This is a genomic window from Geminicoccus harenae (genome assembly GCF_019800005.1).
Classification (GTDB): domain Bacteria; phylum Pseudomonadota; class Alphaproteobacteria; order Geminicoccales; family Geminicoccaceae; genus Geminicoccus; species Geminicoccus harenae.
Window position 1 is genome coordinate 248,600 of sequence record NZ_JABGCL010000002.1, and the last position, 15,419, is coordinate 264,018.

Consider the following 15,419-nt stretch of genomic DNA (forward strand, 5'->3'; position numbering starts at 1 on the left):
AAACCGTTCGCGGTTCCACCCGGTTCTTTTTTTGTCCGGCGCACTGCGCGCGCCTGCGCTTGCCCAAGCCCCCCGGTCCCGCCATGATCCGCGGCCTTCGGCAAGGATGGGGGCGAGGAATGCGGATCGCGGCGTGCATGAACCGGCTCGGCACGGAGAGCGCCTTCGAGGTGCTGGCCAGGGCCGTGCGGCTGCAGGCGGAAGGCCGCTCGATCATCAATCTGGGCATCGGCCAGCCGGACTTCCCGACCCCGCCGCACATCGTGGACGCGGCGGTCAAGGCGCTCAAAGACGGCCATCACGGCTACACCCCTGCCAACGGCATCCTGAAGCTGCGCGAGGCGGTGGCCGCCGACATGTACCAGCGCCGCGGCGTGGAGGTCGACCCGGACCGGATCCTGGTGGTGCCGGGCGGCAAGGTGACGATGTTCTTCGCCATCCAGATGTTCGGCGAGCCGGGGGCCGAGATCATGTACCCGGACCCGGGCTTCCCGATCTATCGCTCGGTGATCGAGTTCACCGGTGCGAAGGCCGTGCCGATCCCGCTGCTGGAGGAAAAGGGCTTTTCCTTCTCGGCCGAGGACGTGCTGAGCCGGATCACGCCCAATACCCGCCTCATCATCGTCAACAGCCCCGCCAACCCCACGGGCGGTGTGGTGCCCCAGGAGGAGCTGGACCGGCTGGTGGACGGGCTGCGCGCGCATCCCGAGGTGGCGATCCTGTCGGACGAGATCTATGCGCGGATGGTCTATGACGGCGTGCCCCACGCCTCGCTCACCGGCTACCCGGAGATCCAGGACCGGCTGATCCTGCTGGACGGCTGGTCCAAGACCTATGCGATGACCGGCTGGCGGATGGGCTGGGGAGTTTGGCCCAAGTCCCTGATCGATCTCGCGACCCGCTTTGCCATCAACGTCCATTCCTGCGTCAACGCCTCGGCGCAGTATGCCGGCATCGCGGCGCTGGAAGGCCCGCAGGATTCGGTCGACATGATGATGGCGGCGTTCGCCAAGCGGCGCGGCGTGATCGTGGACCGGCTGAACCGGCTGCCGGGCTTTTCCTGCGTGAACCCGGGCGGCGCGTTCTATGCGTTCCCCAACATCACCGGTACGGGCAAGAGCTCGCGCACCTTGCAGGACGAGATCCTGAACCAGGCCGGCGTGGCCCTGATCTCCGGGACCAGCTTCGGCATCCATGGCGAGGGCTATCTGCGCTTCTCCTATGCAGCGTCGGTAGAGGCGATCGAGGAAGCATGCGACCGGATCGACCGCTACCTGCAGGGCTGAGCGAGGCGCCGAGCCTGGACGCGTTGCTGGCCGAGATCCGTGGCTGCCGGCGCTGCGCCGGGCTGCTGCCGCTGGGCCCAAGGCCGGTGGTGCGGCCCAAGCCCGGTGCCCGGCTGCTGATCGTGGGCCAGGCGCCGAGCACGCGCGTTCATGCCACCGGCATCCCCTGGAACGACCAGTCCGGCGAGCGGCTGCGGGCCTGGCTCGGGGTCGGGCGGGAACAGTTCTACGACGACCCGGCCATCGCGATCATGCCGATGGGCTTCTGCTATCCGGGCAAGGGCCGCTCCGGCGACCTGCCGCCGCGGCCGGAATGCGCGCTTGCCTGGCACGGGGCGCTGCTGCGCCACATGCCGGATTTGCGGCTGGTGCTGCTGGTCGGCGCATATGCGCAGCGGCACTATCTCGGTGCGAGCCTGCCGCTCACCGAGAACGTGCGCGGCTGGCGGACCGCACCCGCCCCGTTCTTCCCCCTGCCCCACCCGAGCCCGCGCAACATCGCCTGGTTCCAGCGCAACCCCTGGTTCGAGGCCGAGACCCTGGCGGACCTGCGCGCCCGGGTGAGCGGTCTGCTGGCGCCGGTGGCGGCGTGATTGCAGGACTGGAAGCCGGGCTGGCGGCGCATGGCCTCAGCCTGCTGGGCGGCTTCGTGCCGGAGCCGGGCGATGAGGTGCCGGGCGACCCGGCCACGGTGCTGCTGGTCGGCAATGTCGGCAGCGCCGTCCATCCGCATCTCCAGGCAGCGCCCGAGCGCGACGGGCCGCATCCTTTGGACCGCTGGACCCGGCGGGTCGTGGCGGAGGTCGCCGCACCGCTGGGGGCGGCCTGCCTGTTCCCGTTCGACGGGCCGCCCTTCCATCCGTTCCAGCGCTGGGCGATCCGGGCAGACGGCCGGTTCAGCGCCTCGCCGCTAGGGCTGCTGATCCACGAGCGCTATGGGCTGTGGGCGGCGCTGCGGGCGGCCCTGCTGCTCGACCGTCCGGTGGCGCTGCCGCGGTTCGAGGTGGTCGGCAGTCCCTGCCGGAGCTGCACCGGGCGGCCGTGCCTGACGACCTGCCCGGTCGGCGCATTCCGGCCGAATGGCTACCAGGTTGCCGCCTGCCGGGCGCATCTGGGCACGCTGTCCGGCCAGGACTGCATGATGGGCGGCTGCCTGGCCAGGCGTGCCTGCCCGGTGGGACGCGCGCACGCCTATGACCGGCCGCACGCGGCGTTCCACATGCGGGCGTTCCGGGTGGGCGGAAGCTAGGCGGCGGTGTTCGGCGCCTTGCCTGCCTAGGCTTCGGCCGCCGCCAGGGCGCTTTCCAGGTCGGCGATCAGGTCGCCCACGTCCTCCGCCCCCACCGAAAGCCGCAGCAGGTTGGCGGGTGCCGGCGAGCTCGGGCCCTCGATCGAGGCGCGGTGCTCCAGGAGGCTTTCCACCCCGCCGAGCGAGGTCGCGCGTTTCCACAAGCGGACATTGGCGGCGGTCGCGACCGCCGCCTGCTCCCCGCCTTGGACCAGGATGGAGAGCATCCCGCCAAAGCCGCCCTGCATCTGGCGCGCGGCCAGGGTGTGGCCCTTGTGGGTGGGCAGGCCGGGGTAGAGGACGCGCTCGACCCTGGGGTGCTCCTGGAGGCGGGCTGCGAGGTGCATGGCGTTGCCGCAGGCGGCGCGCAGGCGCAGGTGGAGCGTGCGCAGGCCGCGCGTGAGGAGCCAGGCCTCGAAGGGCCCGAGGATGGCGCCCCCGTCGTGGCGGATCGTGCGGATGCGGGGCCAGATCTCCCCATCGGTGCGCCGGGTGACCAGCGCGCCCGCCACCACGTCGCTGTGGCCGTTCAGGTACTTGGTCGCCGAGTGCATGACGAGGTCGGCGCCGAGATCCAGCGGCCGGGTGAGCAGCGGCGTCGGCACGGTGTTGTCGACCGCGACCAGGGCGCCTGCCGCGTGGGCAAGCTCGGAAAGGGCGGCGATGTCGCTCACCGCCCAGGTCGGGTTGGCCGGCGTCTCCAGCCAGAGAAGGCGCGTGCGGCCCGGGCGCAGGGCGGCGTGCACCGCCTCGGGCTCGGTCGTGTCGACCAGCGCCACCTCCAGCCCCCAGGCTGTGGCGGTCTCGAGCAGCCACTTGCGCAGGCCCCAGTACATCACTTCGGGGACCACCACATGGTCGCCCGGCCGGAGCGCCTGGAACACTGCGGTCGCCGCCGCCATGCCGGACGAGAACAGCAGCGCTTCGGCCCCGCCTTCCAGCCCTGCCAGCACCGCCTCGGCCGGCTGGTAGGTGGGGTTGCGGTCCCGGGCATAGTCGAAGCCGCGGCGGTACGCGTTGTCCGGGTCGCGCAGGAAGGTCGTGCTCGGCTGCAGCGGCGGGATGAGGCCGCCCGTGGCCGGGTCCTCGAAGCCGGCGGCCTGGGCCAGCAGGGTTTCGGGCCTGAGCTCCATCATGCTCCTCTTTCCAGTGCGCCGTGCGGATCGCCGGCCCTGGCTATTCCGCCGCGACCAGCACCGGCTGCTCCGGCCTGGCGCGGAAGCGGGCCAGCAGCTCGGCCTCGCGCGCCTTGGCGGCCTGGAGGTTGCGTTCCTTGACGTGGCCGAAGCCGCGGATCCGGGACGGGATCGCCGCCAGCTCCTCGGCCAGTGTGCGGTTGGCAGGCGTGAGGCCGGCCAGCAGCTCCTCGACCAGGGTCTCGTACTGGCCGATCAGGGCGCGCTCGGTGCGGCGCTCCTCCGTGCGGCCGAACGGATCGAAGGGGGTGAAGCGCAGCGCCTTGCCGTGGCGGAGCAGGCGGAAGGCGTGGCGCATCCAGGGGCCGAAGGTCGACTTGCGCAGATGGCCGGTCGCATGGTCGCGGCTGGCGAGCATGGGCGGGGCCAGGTGGAAGGTCAGCTTGCCGGTCGACTGGAACTCGTGGGCGAGCTGGGCCTGGAAGGAGGGGTGGCTCCACAGGCGCGCCACCTCGTACTCGTCCTTGAACGCCATCAATTTGAAAAGATTCTCGGCGACGGTGCGGGCCAACGCCTCGGTGCCGAGCTTGGTCCGCTCGACCAGGCGGACGCGCTTGACCAGCCGCTCGTAGCGCTCGGCATAGCGGCGGTCCTGGTAGTCGGTCAGGAACGCCATGCGCCGGGCGATCAGCTCGTCCAGGTCGGCCGGTGGGGCGGTGGGCACGGGCGGCGGGGCCAGCTCGGCCACGACGGCCGCGTGGTCGTGGGCGGCACGGCGGCCGAGCGTGAAGGCGGACTGGTTCATCGCCACCGCGACGCCGTTCAGCTCGATGGCGCGCATCAAGGCGTCCAGGCCCAGCGGGATCAGGCCGCGCTGCCAGGCATAGCCGACCATGAACAGGTTGGTGGCGATGCTGTCGCCGATCAGGCCGGTGGCGATCCGGCTGCCGTCGACGAACTCGGCCAGGCCCTCGCCCGTGGCCCGGGTGATGGCACGGCGCAGGCGCTCGGCCGGGAAGGAGAAATCGGCGTTGCGGGTGAAGTCGCCGGTAAACGTCTCCTCCAGGTTCACGACCGCCCGGGTGACCCCGGCGCGCACCGTGGCGAGGGCCGGCTTGCTGGCGGCCACCACCTGATCACAGCCGATCAGGACCTTTGCCCCGCCGGCGGCGACCCGCGGCGAGCCGATCTCGTCCGCGCTCTTCGCGATCTTCAGGTGCGACAGGACGGCACCGCCCTTCTGGGCGAGGCCAATCATGTCGATCGCGGCGATGCCCTTGTTCTCCAGATGCGCCGCCATGCCGAGCAATGCGGCGATCGTGACCACGCCGGTGCCGCCGATGCCGGTGACGATGATCCCGTAGGTGCCCTCGATCGCCGGGAGCGCCGGCATGGGCAGGTCGGCGGCGGTGGCCGTGAGGTCGCGCCGCTGGCCCTTCTTCAGGACGGCGCCCTCGATCGTCACGAAGGACGGGCAGAAGCCCTTCAGGCAGGAGAAGTCCTTGTTGCAGGCGGACTGGTCGATCTTCCGCTTGCGGCCGAGTTCGGTCTCGACCGGCTGGACCGCCACGCAGTTGGACTGCACGCCGCAGTCGCCGCAGCCCTCGCAGACCAGCTCGTTGATCACGACACGCTTGTCGGGGTTGGGGAACTCGCCGCGCTTGCGGCGGCGACGCTTCTCGGCGGCACAGGTCTGGTCATAGACCATCGCGGTGACGCCCGGCACGGTGCGCAGGCGGCGCTGCAGCGCGTCCAGCTCGTCGCGATGATGGATCTTCACCCCGTCGGCCAGGTCGTAGCCGATCGGGTATTTGTGCGGCTCATCGGTGACGACGTGGATCTCCTGCACGCCCTCGGCATGGAGCAGCCGCGTCACCTCGGCGACGTCGAGATTGGCGGTCTCCATCTTCTGGCCGCCAGTCATCGCGACCGCGTCGTTGTACAGGATCTTGAAGGTGACGTTGGCCTTGGCGGCCATGGCGGCGCGGATCGCCAGCGAGCCGGAATGGTAGAAGGTGCCGTCGCCGATGTTCTGGAAGACGTGCGACCTTGTGGAGAACGGCGCCTCGCCCAGCCAGGACGCCCCTTCCCCGCCCATCTGGGTGTAGCGGGCGGTGTCGCGGTCCATCCACTGGGCCATGTAATGGCAGCCGATCCCGGCGCGGGCCTTGCTGCCTTCCGGCACCTTCGTGGAGGTGTTGTGCGGGCAGCCCGGGCAGAAATAGGGCAGCCGCAGCATGGCCGGGTCGTCCGTGGTCACGGCGACCCGGGCCTCCACCTCGGCGACCCGCTCGGCCAGTTCGGGATCATGGGTCCGCTCCAGCAGAGCGCGGCCGATCGCGAGCGCTACCTGGTTGGAGTTGATCGCACCCCAGGACGGGAACAGGGTCCGGCCCATCCGGTCGTGCTTGCCCTCGATCACCGGCGCGTTCGGCTGGCCGTACAGCAGGCTGCGGACCTGGTCCTCGACCAGGGGGCGCTTTTCCTCGACCACGATCAGGCGGGACAGGCCGCGCGCCGCCTCCTCCAGGCCGCGCGGCTCGAGCGGCCAGCTCATGCCGACCTTGTAGACGCGCAGGCCAAGCTGGCGGGCGCGGGCCTCGTCGATGCCGAGATCGTCCAGGGCCTGGACCGTATCCAGCCAGGCCTTGCCGGTGGTGGCGACACCCAGCCAGGCATCCTCGCCGCCCATGACGGTCCGGTCCAGCCGGTTGGCGCGGGCGAACGCCTTGGCCGCCTCCAGCTTGAAGCGGTGGAGGCGCTCCTCCATGGCGAGCGGCGTATCCGGCCAGCGGATGTTCAGCCCGCCCTCGGGCAGCGGGAAGTCGTCGGGCAGCGCGATCGGCAGGCGGGCCGGGTCGATCTCGGCGGACACGGTGCTTTCCACCGTGTCGTGCACGCATTTCAGGGCCACGAGCGCGCCGGAATAGCGCGACATGGCGATGCCGATGAGGCCGTAGTCCAGGATCTCCTGCACGCCCGCCGGGTTCAGCACCGGGATCATCGCGTCGATCATCGCCGGCTCGGACTGGTGCGCCGTGGTCGAGCTCTCGCAGGTATGATCGTCGCCGAGCAGGCAGAGATAGCCGCCATGGGCGGCGGTGCCGAACAGGTTGGCGTGGCGCAGCGCGTCGCCGGAGCGGTCCACGCCAGGGCCCTTGGCGTACCAGATGGCGAACACGCCATCATACTTGTTCTCGCCGTCCAGCGCGGCCTGCTGGGTGCCCGAGCAGGCGGTGGCGGCCAGGTCCTCGTTCACGCCCGGCTGGAACACGACATGGTGCTCGTCCAGGAGCTTTTTGGCCCGGGTGAGCTGCTGGTCGTACTGGCCGAGCGGCGAGCCGCGATAGCCCGAGATGTAGCCGGCTGTGTTCAGCCCGGCCGCCAGGTCGCGGCGGCGCTGCTCCAGCGGCAGGCGGACCAGGGCCTGGATCCCGGTCAGGAACACCCGGCCCTTGGGCTTCAGATATTTGTCATCGAGGCTGACCGTCTGCAGGTCCGTCATCCTCGAATTCTCCCTGCTCCGCTCCCGGCACCGCGCCGGCAGGAGCCGGGGCGGACCGCCCGGGAAGCCCCGGATCGCCGGGCGCACGACAAAGCGCACCGGCTCCACCCTCTTAGATGGGCATCCTACCGCGTCCTGTCACCCGGGTTGCGGCACCGACATCCACCGGCACCGCAACCCCATGGGGTCACGGCATCAGCTGGCCGCCGTTCACCTCGATCACCTGGCCGGTGATGTAGCCGGCGAGCTTCTCCGAGGCGAGGAACAGGAAGGCGCCGGCACAGTCCTCGCTCACCCCCAGCCGCTGCATCGGGATGCGCTGGCGGACCTGCTCCAGCCGCTCGGGCGTGGAGTAGATGTCGTGGAAATAGGTGTGGATCACGCCGGGCGAGACCGCATTCACCCGGATACCCTGCGGGGCCAGTTCGGTGGCGATCGACTTGGTGTAGGTCGAGACGAAGCCCTTGGCGCTGGCATAGAGCGCGGCACCGGCGGCACCGCCGTTGCGCGCGGCGATCGAGCTGGTGTTGACGATGTTGCCCTTGCTCTGCACCAGGGCCGGCAGGGCCACCCGGGTCGCGGTCATCACCGAGCGGGCGTTCAGGTCCATGACGCGGTCATAGGCCTCGTCATCGCTCTCCTCGAGCGGGAAGCGCGCGACCATGTGGCCGGCATTGTTCACCAGCACGTCCAGGCCGCCCAGCTTGCCGATGGCGTCCTCGATCACCGACTTGACCGCGTCGGTCCTGGAGAAGTCGCCGCCGAACACCGGGGCACCGCCCAGCTCGGCAGCGAGCGCCTCGGCCTTTTCCCGGTTCTTGTTGTAGTGGATCGCGACCTTCGCCCCGGCCTCGGCGAACGCCTTGGCCGCCGCGGCGCCGATGCCGATCGAGCCACCCGTCACCAGAACGCGCTTGCCGCCCAGTCCGAAGCCGTCGTAACCGCCTGTCACCTGTCATCCCCGAAACGTGTCACTGGAGCCCGGAACCATGAGCGAGCCCCGCATCCTTGAGGGGCTCGGCAGCATCGCCGAGCAGTACGATGGCTTCATTCTGGACCAGTGGGGCGTGCTGCACAACGGCAGGGCTCCCTACCCGGGCGTGGTCGAGGCGCTGGAAGCCATGCGTGCTGCCGGCAAGCGCATCTGCCTTCTGACCAATAGCGGCCGGCGCGCCCGGATGAACCGGGACCGCCTGCTGGAAATGGGCTTCCCGCCGGAAAGCTATCACGGGCTGATCACCTCGGGCGAGGCCGCCTGGCTGGGGCTGCACGACCGCAAGGACCCGCGTCTGGCCGAGCTCGGCAAGAAGGCGCTGCTGATCACGCGCGACAACGACCTGGAGGTGGTCGAGGGGCTGGGCCTCCATCTCACCAGCGACCCGGGCCAGGCCGACTTCGTCTATCTGTCGGGGGTCGACAGCCCGCCCATGACGCTGGAGGACTACGAGCCGACCCTCCGGGAGGCGGCGGCACTGAGCCTGCCGATGATCTGCTCCAACCCGGACCGGATCGCGGTGAGCGCCGACGGGCTCCTGATCGCGCCTGGGACGATCGCGGCGCGCTACGAGGAGCTGGGCGGCCGGGTCTATTATTTCGGCAAGCCGAACCGGCCGATCTACGAGGCCTGCCTGACCGTGCTGGAGGGGATCAGCCCGGAGCGGATCCTGTGCGTGGGCGACAGCCTGGAGCACGACATCGCGGGTGCGGTCGGCATGGGCATGGACAGCTGCTTCGTCATGCAGGGCATCCATGCCGAGCATTTTCCCGAGGACCTGCCGGCCGACCGGCTGGCGCTCCGGGTGCGCGAGCTGGCGGAGCGCTACGAGACCATGCCGCGCTACGCGATCCATCGCACGACCTGGTAGGGCAACGAACAATCAATCCATGGGTGGGGCTGACTGAATGACCGCGATCCTGTGCGTCGGCGTGCTGGTGCTCGACGTGATCTTCCAGGTGGACGAGCTGCCGAGCGGCGGCGAGAAGATGCTGGGCCACGGCATGAGCGAGGCGATCGGCGGCCCGGCCGCAATCGGTGGGCTCGCGGCGGTGCGCCTGGGTGGCGAGGCAGCGCTGCTGTCCCGGGTCGGCGACGACCGGGTCGGCACGGCGCTGCTGGAGGGCTTCAGCGCGGCCGGGCTGGACGTTTCCGCCGTGGAGCGGCTGCCGGGCGGCGTCTCGTCCTTTTCCGCGGTGGCCGTCGACCCCAGGGGCGAGCGGCAGATCGTCAACTATACCGACCAGCGCCTCCATGCCGAGCCGCCGGGGCATATGCCGTCCATGGAACGTTTCAAGGCGGTGCTGGCCGACACGATCTACCCGGCGGCGGCCGCCCCGGCGCTGAAGGCCGCGCGGGAGCACGGCGTTCCGGGCGTGGTCGACTTCGACGTGAACCCCAAGACCGGCAGCCGGGAGATCCTGGATCTCGCCAGCCATGTCGCCTTCAGCCGGCAGGGGCTGCGCAGCCTGACCGGGATCGAGGATCCGGAAGCCGGCCTGCGCCAGGTGGCGGAGCGCCATGGCGGCTGGGTCGGGGTCACGCTGGGCGAGCAGGGCGTGGCCTGGCTGGAGGACGGGAAGCTGCGCCGGATGCCGGCGTTCCAGGTGGAGGTGGTGGATACGCTGGGTGCCGGTGACGTGTTCCATGGCGGCTTCGCCTACGGGCTGGCGCAGGGCATGGGGATCGAGGCCTCGCTGCGCCTGGGCTCGGCGGCCGCCGCGGTGAAGTGCACCCGCAAGGGCGGCGGCCCCGGCGCACCGACCCTGGCCGAGGTCGAGGCGTTCCTGGCCAGGCACTGACTTTCAGGCTTCAGCGCAGCCGGTCGCGGTCGCGCTCCCGGTCCAGCTCCCGGCGGCGCTCGGCATCCAGCAGGTCCAGGCGGCGCTGGCGCTCGAATGCCTGCCAGGCGTCATCCTCGCCGGCGGGGCCGCTGGGTGCCGGCGTCGGGCCGGGCGGCGACGGGCGGAAGGCGGGCGTGCCGATCCCGCGTACCGAGCGGCTGTCCGTGGCGTACCAGGCGTGCACGTCCTCCGCGGCAGCGAGGCTCGCTAGCGGCACGGGCTCCCGCACCCTGCCGCCCGCGGCTTCGATCTCGGCGGGATCGGGTGGGGCGCGTCGGCGCAGGCCGTCCGTGTCCGGCAGCGGGCGGGCCGGCACCGGCACCAGGGTCAGCTCTGCCAGCGGTACGACCGACCAGCCGGTCGCCGTTCCATCCGCAGACGGCAGGGGCGCCCAGGCGATACGGCCGGGTCCGGCTGCCGCCCAGGCCACCGGCGCCGGGTCGAAGCGGCTGCCCGGCAGCCACCACCAGCTCCCCGCCGCTAGGCGCCAGCGACCGCGGTGCTCGGCCAGATCCGAGAACGGCAGGTCGCCTTGCCAGTACCAGCCGGCCTCCCGCGCCCAGCGCCACTGCCCTCTCGAGAAGGGCCGCCAGCCGTCCGGCACTCCCTCCGGCCGCCAGGCCGGGCCGAGGTCCGGCAGCTCGTCCCAGGTCCCGAACGGCTGAAGCTGGTCCCGGAACTGCCGGGCCAGCGCCTGGCGCAGGTCCTGGGCCAGGGCTGGTGCCGGAAGCAGCATGGAGAGGAACAGGCGGCGTCGCATGTGACGTCATCTTGGCACGCAGGTCTCCCAAGGCTAGCTCACGGGGAACCAGCGAGCCGGACCAGGAGGCCATAAGATGCCGCGCTTTGCCGCGAACCTCAGCATGATGTTCAACGAGCATGCCTTTCTCGACCGGTTCGCCGCCGCGTCCGCCTGCGGCTTCGAGGGCGTGGAGTTCCTGTTCCCCTACGACTTCCCGGTGGACGAGGTCGCCGGCGCCCTGGACGGTGCCGGCCTGTCCCAGGCGCTGTTCAACCTGCCGCCCGGCGACTGGGCGGCAGGAGAGCGCGGCATGGCCTGCCTGCCCGGGCGGGAGAAGGAGCTGATGGCAGGGGTGGAGAAGGCGCTGCGCTATGCCGAGGCGCTGCGCTGCCCGACCCTGCACCTGATGGCCGGGATCCCACCCGCCGACCTGCCGCGCGAGCAACAGGAGGCGACATTCGCGGCGAACCTGGCCGAGGTCGCGAAGGCCTGTGCGCCGCTGGGCATCACCGTGGTGATCGAGCCGATCAACCAGCGCGACATGCCGGGCTATTTCCTCTCCTACCAGGACCAGGCCCGCCGGCTGATCGAGCGCTCGGGTGCCGAGAACGCCAAGGTGCAGATGGATTTCTACCACTGCCAGATCATGGAGGGCGACCTCACCCGGCGGCTGGAAGCGCAGATCGACCAGGTGGGCCATGTCCAGGTGGCGGGCGTGCCGGACCGGCATGAGCCGCACGAGTGCGAGGTCAACTTCCCGCATCTGTTCGCCCTGCTGGACCGGCTGGGCTATGCCGGCTGGGTGGGCTGCGAATACCGGCCGCGCGGGCGCACCGAGGACGGGCTCGGCTGGGCCGCTCCTTATGGCATCAGGGGGACTGGCGCATGAGCGACACGAACGGGGACGAGGACCGCGACCACGCCCTGAAGAAGGCGAAGATCAAGGCCGCCAAGGACGCGCTCTATGCGTCCAAGACCGGGGAGAAGGGCCTGATCGTGGTCCATACCGGCACCGGCAAGGGCAAGTCGACGGCAGCCTGGGGCATGGTGCTGCGGGCATTGGGCCACGGCTACCGGGTCGGGATCGTCCAGTTCGTGAAGGGCGCGCGCGAGATCGGTGAGCGCGTGATCTTCGACAAGTTCCCGGACCAGTTGCGCTTCGTCGCCCATGGCGAGGGTTTCACCTGGGAAACCCAGGACCGGCAGAAGGACATGGCGCTGGCCCGCCAGGCCTTCGAGGCGGCCAGGGAGATGATGACCGACCCCGAGGTCCGGATGGTGGTCATGGACGAGCTGAACATCGCGCTGCGCTACGACTACCTGCCGATCGAGGAGGTGCTGGACGTGCTGCGCGACAAGCGGCCGGACCTCCATGTCATCATCACCGGCCGCAATGCCCGGCCGGAGCTGATCGAGGCGGCCGACCTCGTCACCGAGATGCAGCTGGTCAAGCACCCGTTCCGCGCCGGCATCAAGGCCCAGCCCGGGATCGAGTTCTGAGCTTGGCCGGACCCGGCGCCCGGGCGCTGATGATCCAGGGCACCTGCTCCAATGCCGGCAAGTCGCTGCTGGTGGCGGGCCTGTGCCGGGCGTTCACCCGCCAGGGGCTGCGGGTGCGGCCGTTCAAGCCGCAGAACATGAGCAACAACGCGGCCCCGGCCGCGGATGGCGGCGAGATCGGCCGCGCCCAGGCGCTCCAGGCGCAGGCCTGCGGCGTGAAGCCGTCGGTGCACATGAACCCGGTGCTGCTCAAGCCGCAGACCGACAGCGGCAGCCAGCTCGTGGTCCAGGGCGAGGTCGCGGGCGCGGTGGGTGCGCGCGACTATTACCGGATGAAGCCGCAGCTTCTGCCCAGGGTGCTGGAGAGCTTCCACAAGCTGGCAGGAGAAGCCGATCTGGTCCTGGTCGAGGGGGCCGGCAGCCCGGCCGAGGTCAATTTGCGCCACGGCGATATCGCCAACATGGGGTTCGCAACCCGGGCGGGCGTGCCGGTGGTGCTGGTGGGCGACATCGAGCGCGGCGGCGTGATCGCCCAGCTGGTCGGCACCTGGGAGCTGCTGGAGCCCGAGGAGCGGGCGCTGGTTCGGGGCTACCTGGTCAACAAGTTCCGCGGCGATCCCGCTTTGTTCGCCAGCGCCCATCCGGTGCTGGCCGCCCGCACCGGCCTGGCCAGCCTGGGCACGGTGACCTGGTGCGAGGCGGCGCGGGACCTGCCCAAGGAGGACATGCTGGGCTTGGCCGAGCTGGCGCGCGCGCGGCCGGATGCGCCGCTGGTCGTGGCCGTGCCGAGCCTGCCGCGCTTGGCCAACCTGGACGATCTCGATCCTTTGGCCCAGGAGCCGGACGTGCGCCTGGTGATCGTGCCGCCCGGCCGGCCTATCGAGGCAGAGGCTGACCTCGTGCTCCTGCCGGGCTCCAAGGCGACGATCGCCGACCTCACCTTCCTGCGCCAGCAGGGCTGGGACATCGACATCCTGGCCCATGTCCGCCGCGGCGGACACGTGCTGGGGATCTGCGGCGGCTTCCAGATGCTCGGCCATACCGTGGCCGACCCGCTGGGGATCGAGGGGCCACCGCAGACCGTGCCGGGCCTGGGCCTGCTCGATGTCCATACCGTATTCGACCGGACCAAGACCGTGCGCGAGGTAGCGGCGATCGATGCCGACAGCGGCTTGGCGCTCACCGGCTACGAGATCCATCTGGGTCGCACCGTGGGGCCAAGCCTCGCCCGCCCGCTGGTCCGGATCGAGGGCCGCCCCGATGGGGCGGTCTCGGCGGACGGGCGGGTCGCCGGCTGCTACCTGCACGGCCTGCTCGCCAATGACGGGTGGCGCGCCCGCTATCTCAGGCGCCTGGCCCCAGCGCTGCGCGCGTCCGTGGCCCATGCCCAGCGCACCGAGCAGGCGCTGGACGAACTGGCCGACCACCTGGCGGCCTGCGTCCCGCTCGACCGGCTGCTGGCGGCAGCCGCTCTGGTTGCTCCGTTCCAGGGGCGCTGATCCGCCCGGTCCCGTTCACGGATCGTTAAGCGATGGGGGCGCATAAGGGAGGCAGGCCCACCATCGGAGTTCGCTTCCTTGCCCGACCCGTCGCTCGACCGCCGCCGGCTCGCGGCCCTGATGCGCCATCACGGCATGCCCGCGATCCTGCTGGACCTGCGCGGCCGGCCGATCGCCGCCCAAGGCGAATGGGCCGCATCCCTGCTGGGTGACCAGGCGCTGCGCGACAGGCTGACCGACCAGATCCGCGCCGGGCTGCAGGACGACCTCGCTGGACCCGTGGCTGGCCTGCGGCTCTGCCTGCTCCAGGACGAGCGTGGCCAGGCGCCGCTCGGCTGGCTCGCCACCCCGGCCGAGCCGGCCCGCGCCCGCGCCGGTGCCACGGCGCAGGTCTTCGCCAGCGCCCACGCGAGGCCCTCGGACGAGGACGAGTTCTGGCCGGACCACTGGGGCGGACCTCGCTGAGGCCCGCCTCACCCCGTGCCGCCACCCGCTGCGAGCGCCAGGAACCCGAGCAGGAGGAGGCCGAGCGCGATCAGCCAGGCGAGCCAGAGCAGGCGGATGGCGCGGCGCACGTCGCCAGCCGTGACATCGCGCCGGCCGTCGCCGATCCAGTGCGCCACCGAAGGAACCCCGCCATAGCTGCGCGGCCCGCACAAGGCGACGCCGAGTGCCCCGGCGAATGCCGCCTCCGGCCAGCCGGCGTTGGGCGAGCGGTGCCACCTGGCGTCGCGGCGCACGGTCCGCCACGCCCGGGCGGGGCTGGCGCCCGGCAGGACGCAGGCGGCCAGAATCGCCAGCAGGGCGGCAAGACGCGAGGCCGGCAGGTTGACCAGATCGTCCAGCCGCGCCGCCGCCCAGCCGAACTGGCGGTAGCGCGGGCTCTTATGGCCGATCATGCTGTCCATGGTGTTGACCGCCTTGTAGGCGACGAGACCCGGCATGCCCAGCAGCAGCGCCCAGACCAGCGGGGCCACCAGGCCGTCGCTGAAGTTCTCCGCCGCGGATTCGATCGCAGCGCGCCCGACGGCCGGCTGGTCCAGCCGGTCCGGATCGCGCCCGACGATCATCGCGACCTTGCGCCTAGCGGCCTCGATTCCCTCGTCCATGCCTCCAGCCACCGCCAGGACGTGGTCGGACAGGGAGCGCTGGGCGAGCAGGGTCGCGGCGGCCACCGCCTCCATGAGCCAGCCACCCGGCAGCTGCCCGGCCAGCGCCTGGAGCGCGGCTCCCGTGGCCACCGCCACGCCGAGCACCAGCAGCACCAGGAGGACGCCCCGGCGGCGCCTGGACGCGTCCGCTGCCCGCTCGTCTGCCAACCGCTCGGTGGGGGCCTGCCCGTCCGGGGGCGCGTCCAGGAGGGCGTGCTCCAGCGCCGTGACGAGCCGGCCGATCATCACCACCGGATGCGGCAGTCGCCGCCACAGCCAGGGCGGATCGCCGACCAGCCCGTCCAGGACGAGAGCCAGGATCAGCCAGGCCAGGAGGTGGGCGGGCGCTTCGACGAGCAAGCTGCGGCGTTTCCCGGATGCGTGGGCGGGATGCAGGAGGCGGCGGCTCCGCTGTGGCGAGCCGGCGGTGACACTGCTATCCACCGCCGACATTCGACAGCGCAAGCGCGATCG

The 15,419-nt window shown here is 71.2% G+C and carries 14 protein-coding genes; 9 read left to right on the forward strand and 5 right to left on the reverse strand.

Annotation, left to right across the window (positions count from 1 at the left end):
* Positions 1-119 precede the first annotated feature (119 nt).
* Genes HLA95_RS02545 through HLA95_RS02555 form a run of 3 tightly spaced genes read left to right on the forward strand, consistent with a single transcriptional unit; the run spans position 120 to position 2,535 of the window.
* Positions 120-1,286, forward strand: coding sequence for a pyridoxal phosphate-dependent aminotransferase (locus tag HLA95_RS02545; protein ID WP_223861536.1), 1,167 nt, complete (start codon positions 120-122; stop codon positions 1,284-1,286).
* Positions 1,253-1,879 (forward strand): uracil-DNA glycosylase family protein, encoded by a 627-nt coding sequence (locus HLA95_RS02550; protein ID WP_222182282.1) that lies wholly within the window; start codon positions 1,253-1,255, stop codon positions 1,877-1,879. The genes HLA95_RS02545 and HLA95_RS02550 overlap by 34 nt, the downstream gene beginning before the upstream one ends.
* Positions 1,876-2,535 (forward strand): hypothetical protein, encoded by a 660-nt coding sequence (locus tag HLA95_RS02555; RefSeq protein WP_191061775.1) that lies wholly within the window; start codon positions 1,876-1,878, stop codon positions 2,533-2,535. Before HLA95_RS02550 ends, HLA95_RS02555 begins: the two co-directional genes overlap by 4 nt.
* A gap of 26 nt (positions 2,536-2,561) precedes the next feature.
* On the opposite strand, the gene HLA95_RS02560 is transcribed toward HLA95_RS02555, so the two are convergent.
* The 3 genes from HLA95_RS02560 to HLA95_RS02570 form a co-directional block, all read right to left on the reverse strand.
* Positions 2,562-3,710 carry a trans-sulfuration enzyme family protein gene (locus HLA95_RS02560; protein WP_191061774.1) on the reverse strand — a complete coding sequence of 383 codons (1,149 nt, stop codon included), beginning with the start codon at positions 3,708-3,710 and terminating at the stop codon, positions 2,562-2,564.
* A gap of 40 nt (positions 3,711-3,750) precedes the next feature.
* On the reverse strand, positions 3,751-7,215 hold the full coding sequence (locus HLA95_RS02565; RefSeq protein ID WP_222182284.1) for an indolepyruvate ferredoxin oxidoreductase family protein: 3,465 nt from the start codon (positions 7,213-7,215) through the stop codon (positions 3,751-3,753).
* Positions 7,216-7,402: 187 nt separating this feature from the next.
* Positions 7,403-8,167, reverse strand: coding sequence for an SDR family NAD(P)-dependent oxidoreductase (locus HLA95_RS02570; RefSeq protein WP_191060786.1), 765 nt, complete (start codon positions 8,165-8,167; stop codon positions 7,403-7,405).
* A gap of 37 nt (positions 8,168-8,204) precedes the next feature.
* On the opposite strand from HLA95_RS02570, the gene HLA95_RS02575 reads away from it, so the two are divergent.
* Together HLA95_RS02575 and HLA95_RS02580 are read left to right on the forward strand one after the other, a co-directional pair.
* Entirely contained in the window at positions 8,205-9,080 is an 876-nt protein-coding gene (locus HLA95_RS02575; protein WP_191060785.1) for a TIGR01459 family HAD-type hydrolase, read from the forward strand.
* A 37-nt stretch (positions 9,081-9,117) separates the two neighbouring features.
* The gene (locus HLA95_RS02580) at positions 9,118-10,011 is read left to right on the forward strand and encodes a PfkB family carbohydrate kinase (RefSeq protein ID WP_222182286.1); all 894 of its coding nucleotides are present in this window, start codon (positions 9,118-9,120) and stop codon (positions 10,009-10,011) included.
* Positions 10,012-10,021: 10 nt separating this feature from the next.
* Here the strand turns inward: HLA95_RS02580 and HLA95_RS02585 are convergent, their stop codons facing one another.
* On the reverse strand, positions 10,022-10,813 hold the full coding sequence (locus tag HLA95_RS02585) for a DUF6600 domain-containing protein (protein WP_222182287.1): 792 nt from the start codon (positions 10,811-10,813) through the stop codon (positions 10,022-10,024).
* A gap of 76 nt (positions 10,814-10,889) precedes the next feature.
* On the opposite strand from HLA95_RS02585, the gene otnI reads away from it, so the two are divergent.
* The 4 genes from otnI (at position 10,890) to HLA95_RS02605 (ending at position 14,259) form a co-directional block, all read left to right on the forward strand.
* The gene (otnI, locus tag HLA95_RS02590; protein WP_191061419.1) at positions 10,890-11,684 is read left to right on the forward strand and encodes a 2-oxo-tetronate isomerase; all 795 of its coding nucleotides are present in this window, start codon (positions 10,890-10,892) and stop codon (positions 11,682-11,684) included.
* Entirely contained in the window at positions 11,681-12,295 is a 615-nt protein-coding gene (gene cobO, locus HLA95_RS02595) for a cob(I)yrinic acid a,c-diamide adenosyltransferase (protein WP_191061420.1), read from the forward strand. The genes otnI and cobO overlap by 4 nt, the downstream gene beginning before the upstream one ends.
* Positions 12,296-12,324: 29 nt before the next feature.
* Complete coding sequence (locus HLA95_RS02600) at positions 12,325-13,794, forward strand: cobyric acid synthase (RefSeq protein WP_191061421.1); 1,470 nt, start codon at positions 12,325-12,327, stop codon at positions 13,792-13,794.
* A gap of 78 nt (positions 13,795-13,872) precedes the next feature.
* The gene (locus tag HLA95_RS02605) at positions 13,873-14,259 is read left to right on the forward strand and encodes a hypothetical protein (protein ID WP_222182288.1); all 387 of its coding nucleotides are present in this window, start codon (positions 13,873-13,875) and stop codon (positions 14,257-14,259) included.
* Positions 14,260-14,267: 8 nt separating this feature from the next.
* On the opposite strand, the gene cbiB is transcribed toward HLA95_RS02605, so the two are convergent.
* Positions 14,268-15,305 carry an adenosylcobinamide-phosphate synthase CbiB gene (cbiB, locus tag HLA95_RS02610; RefSeq protein WP_255591345.1) on the reverse strand — a complete coding sequence of 346 codons (1,038 nt, stop codon included), beginning with the start codon at positions 15,303-15,305 and terminating at the stop codon, positions 14,268-14,270.
* Positions 15,306-15,419: the final 114 nt, after the last annotated feature.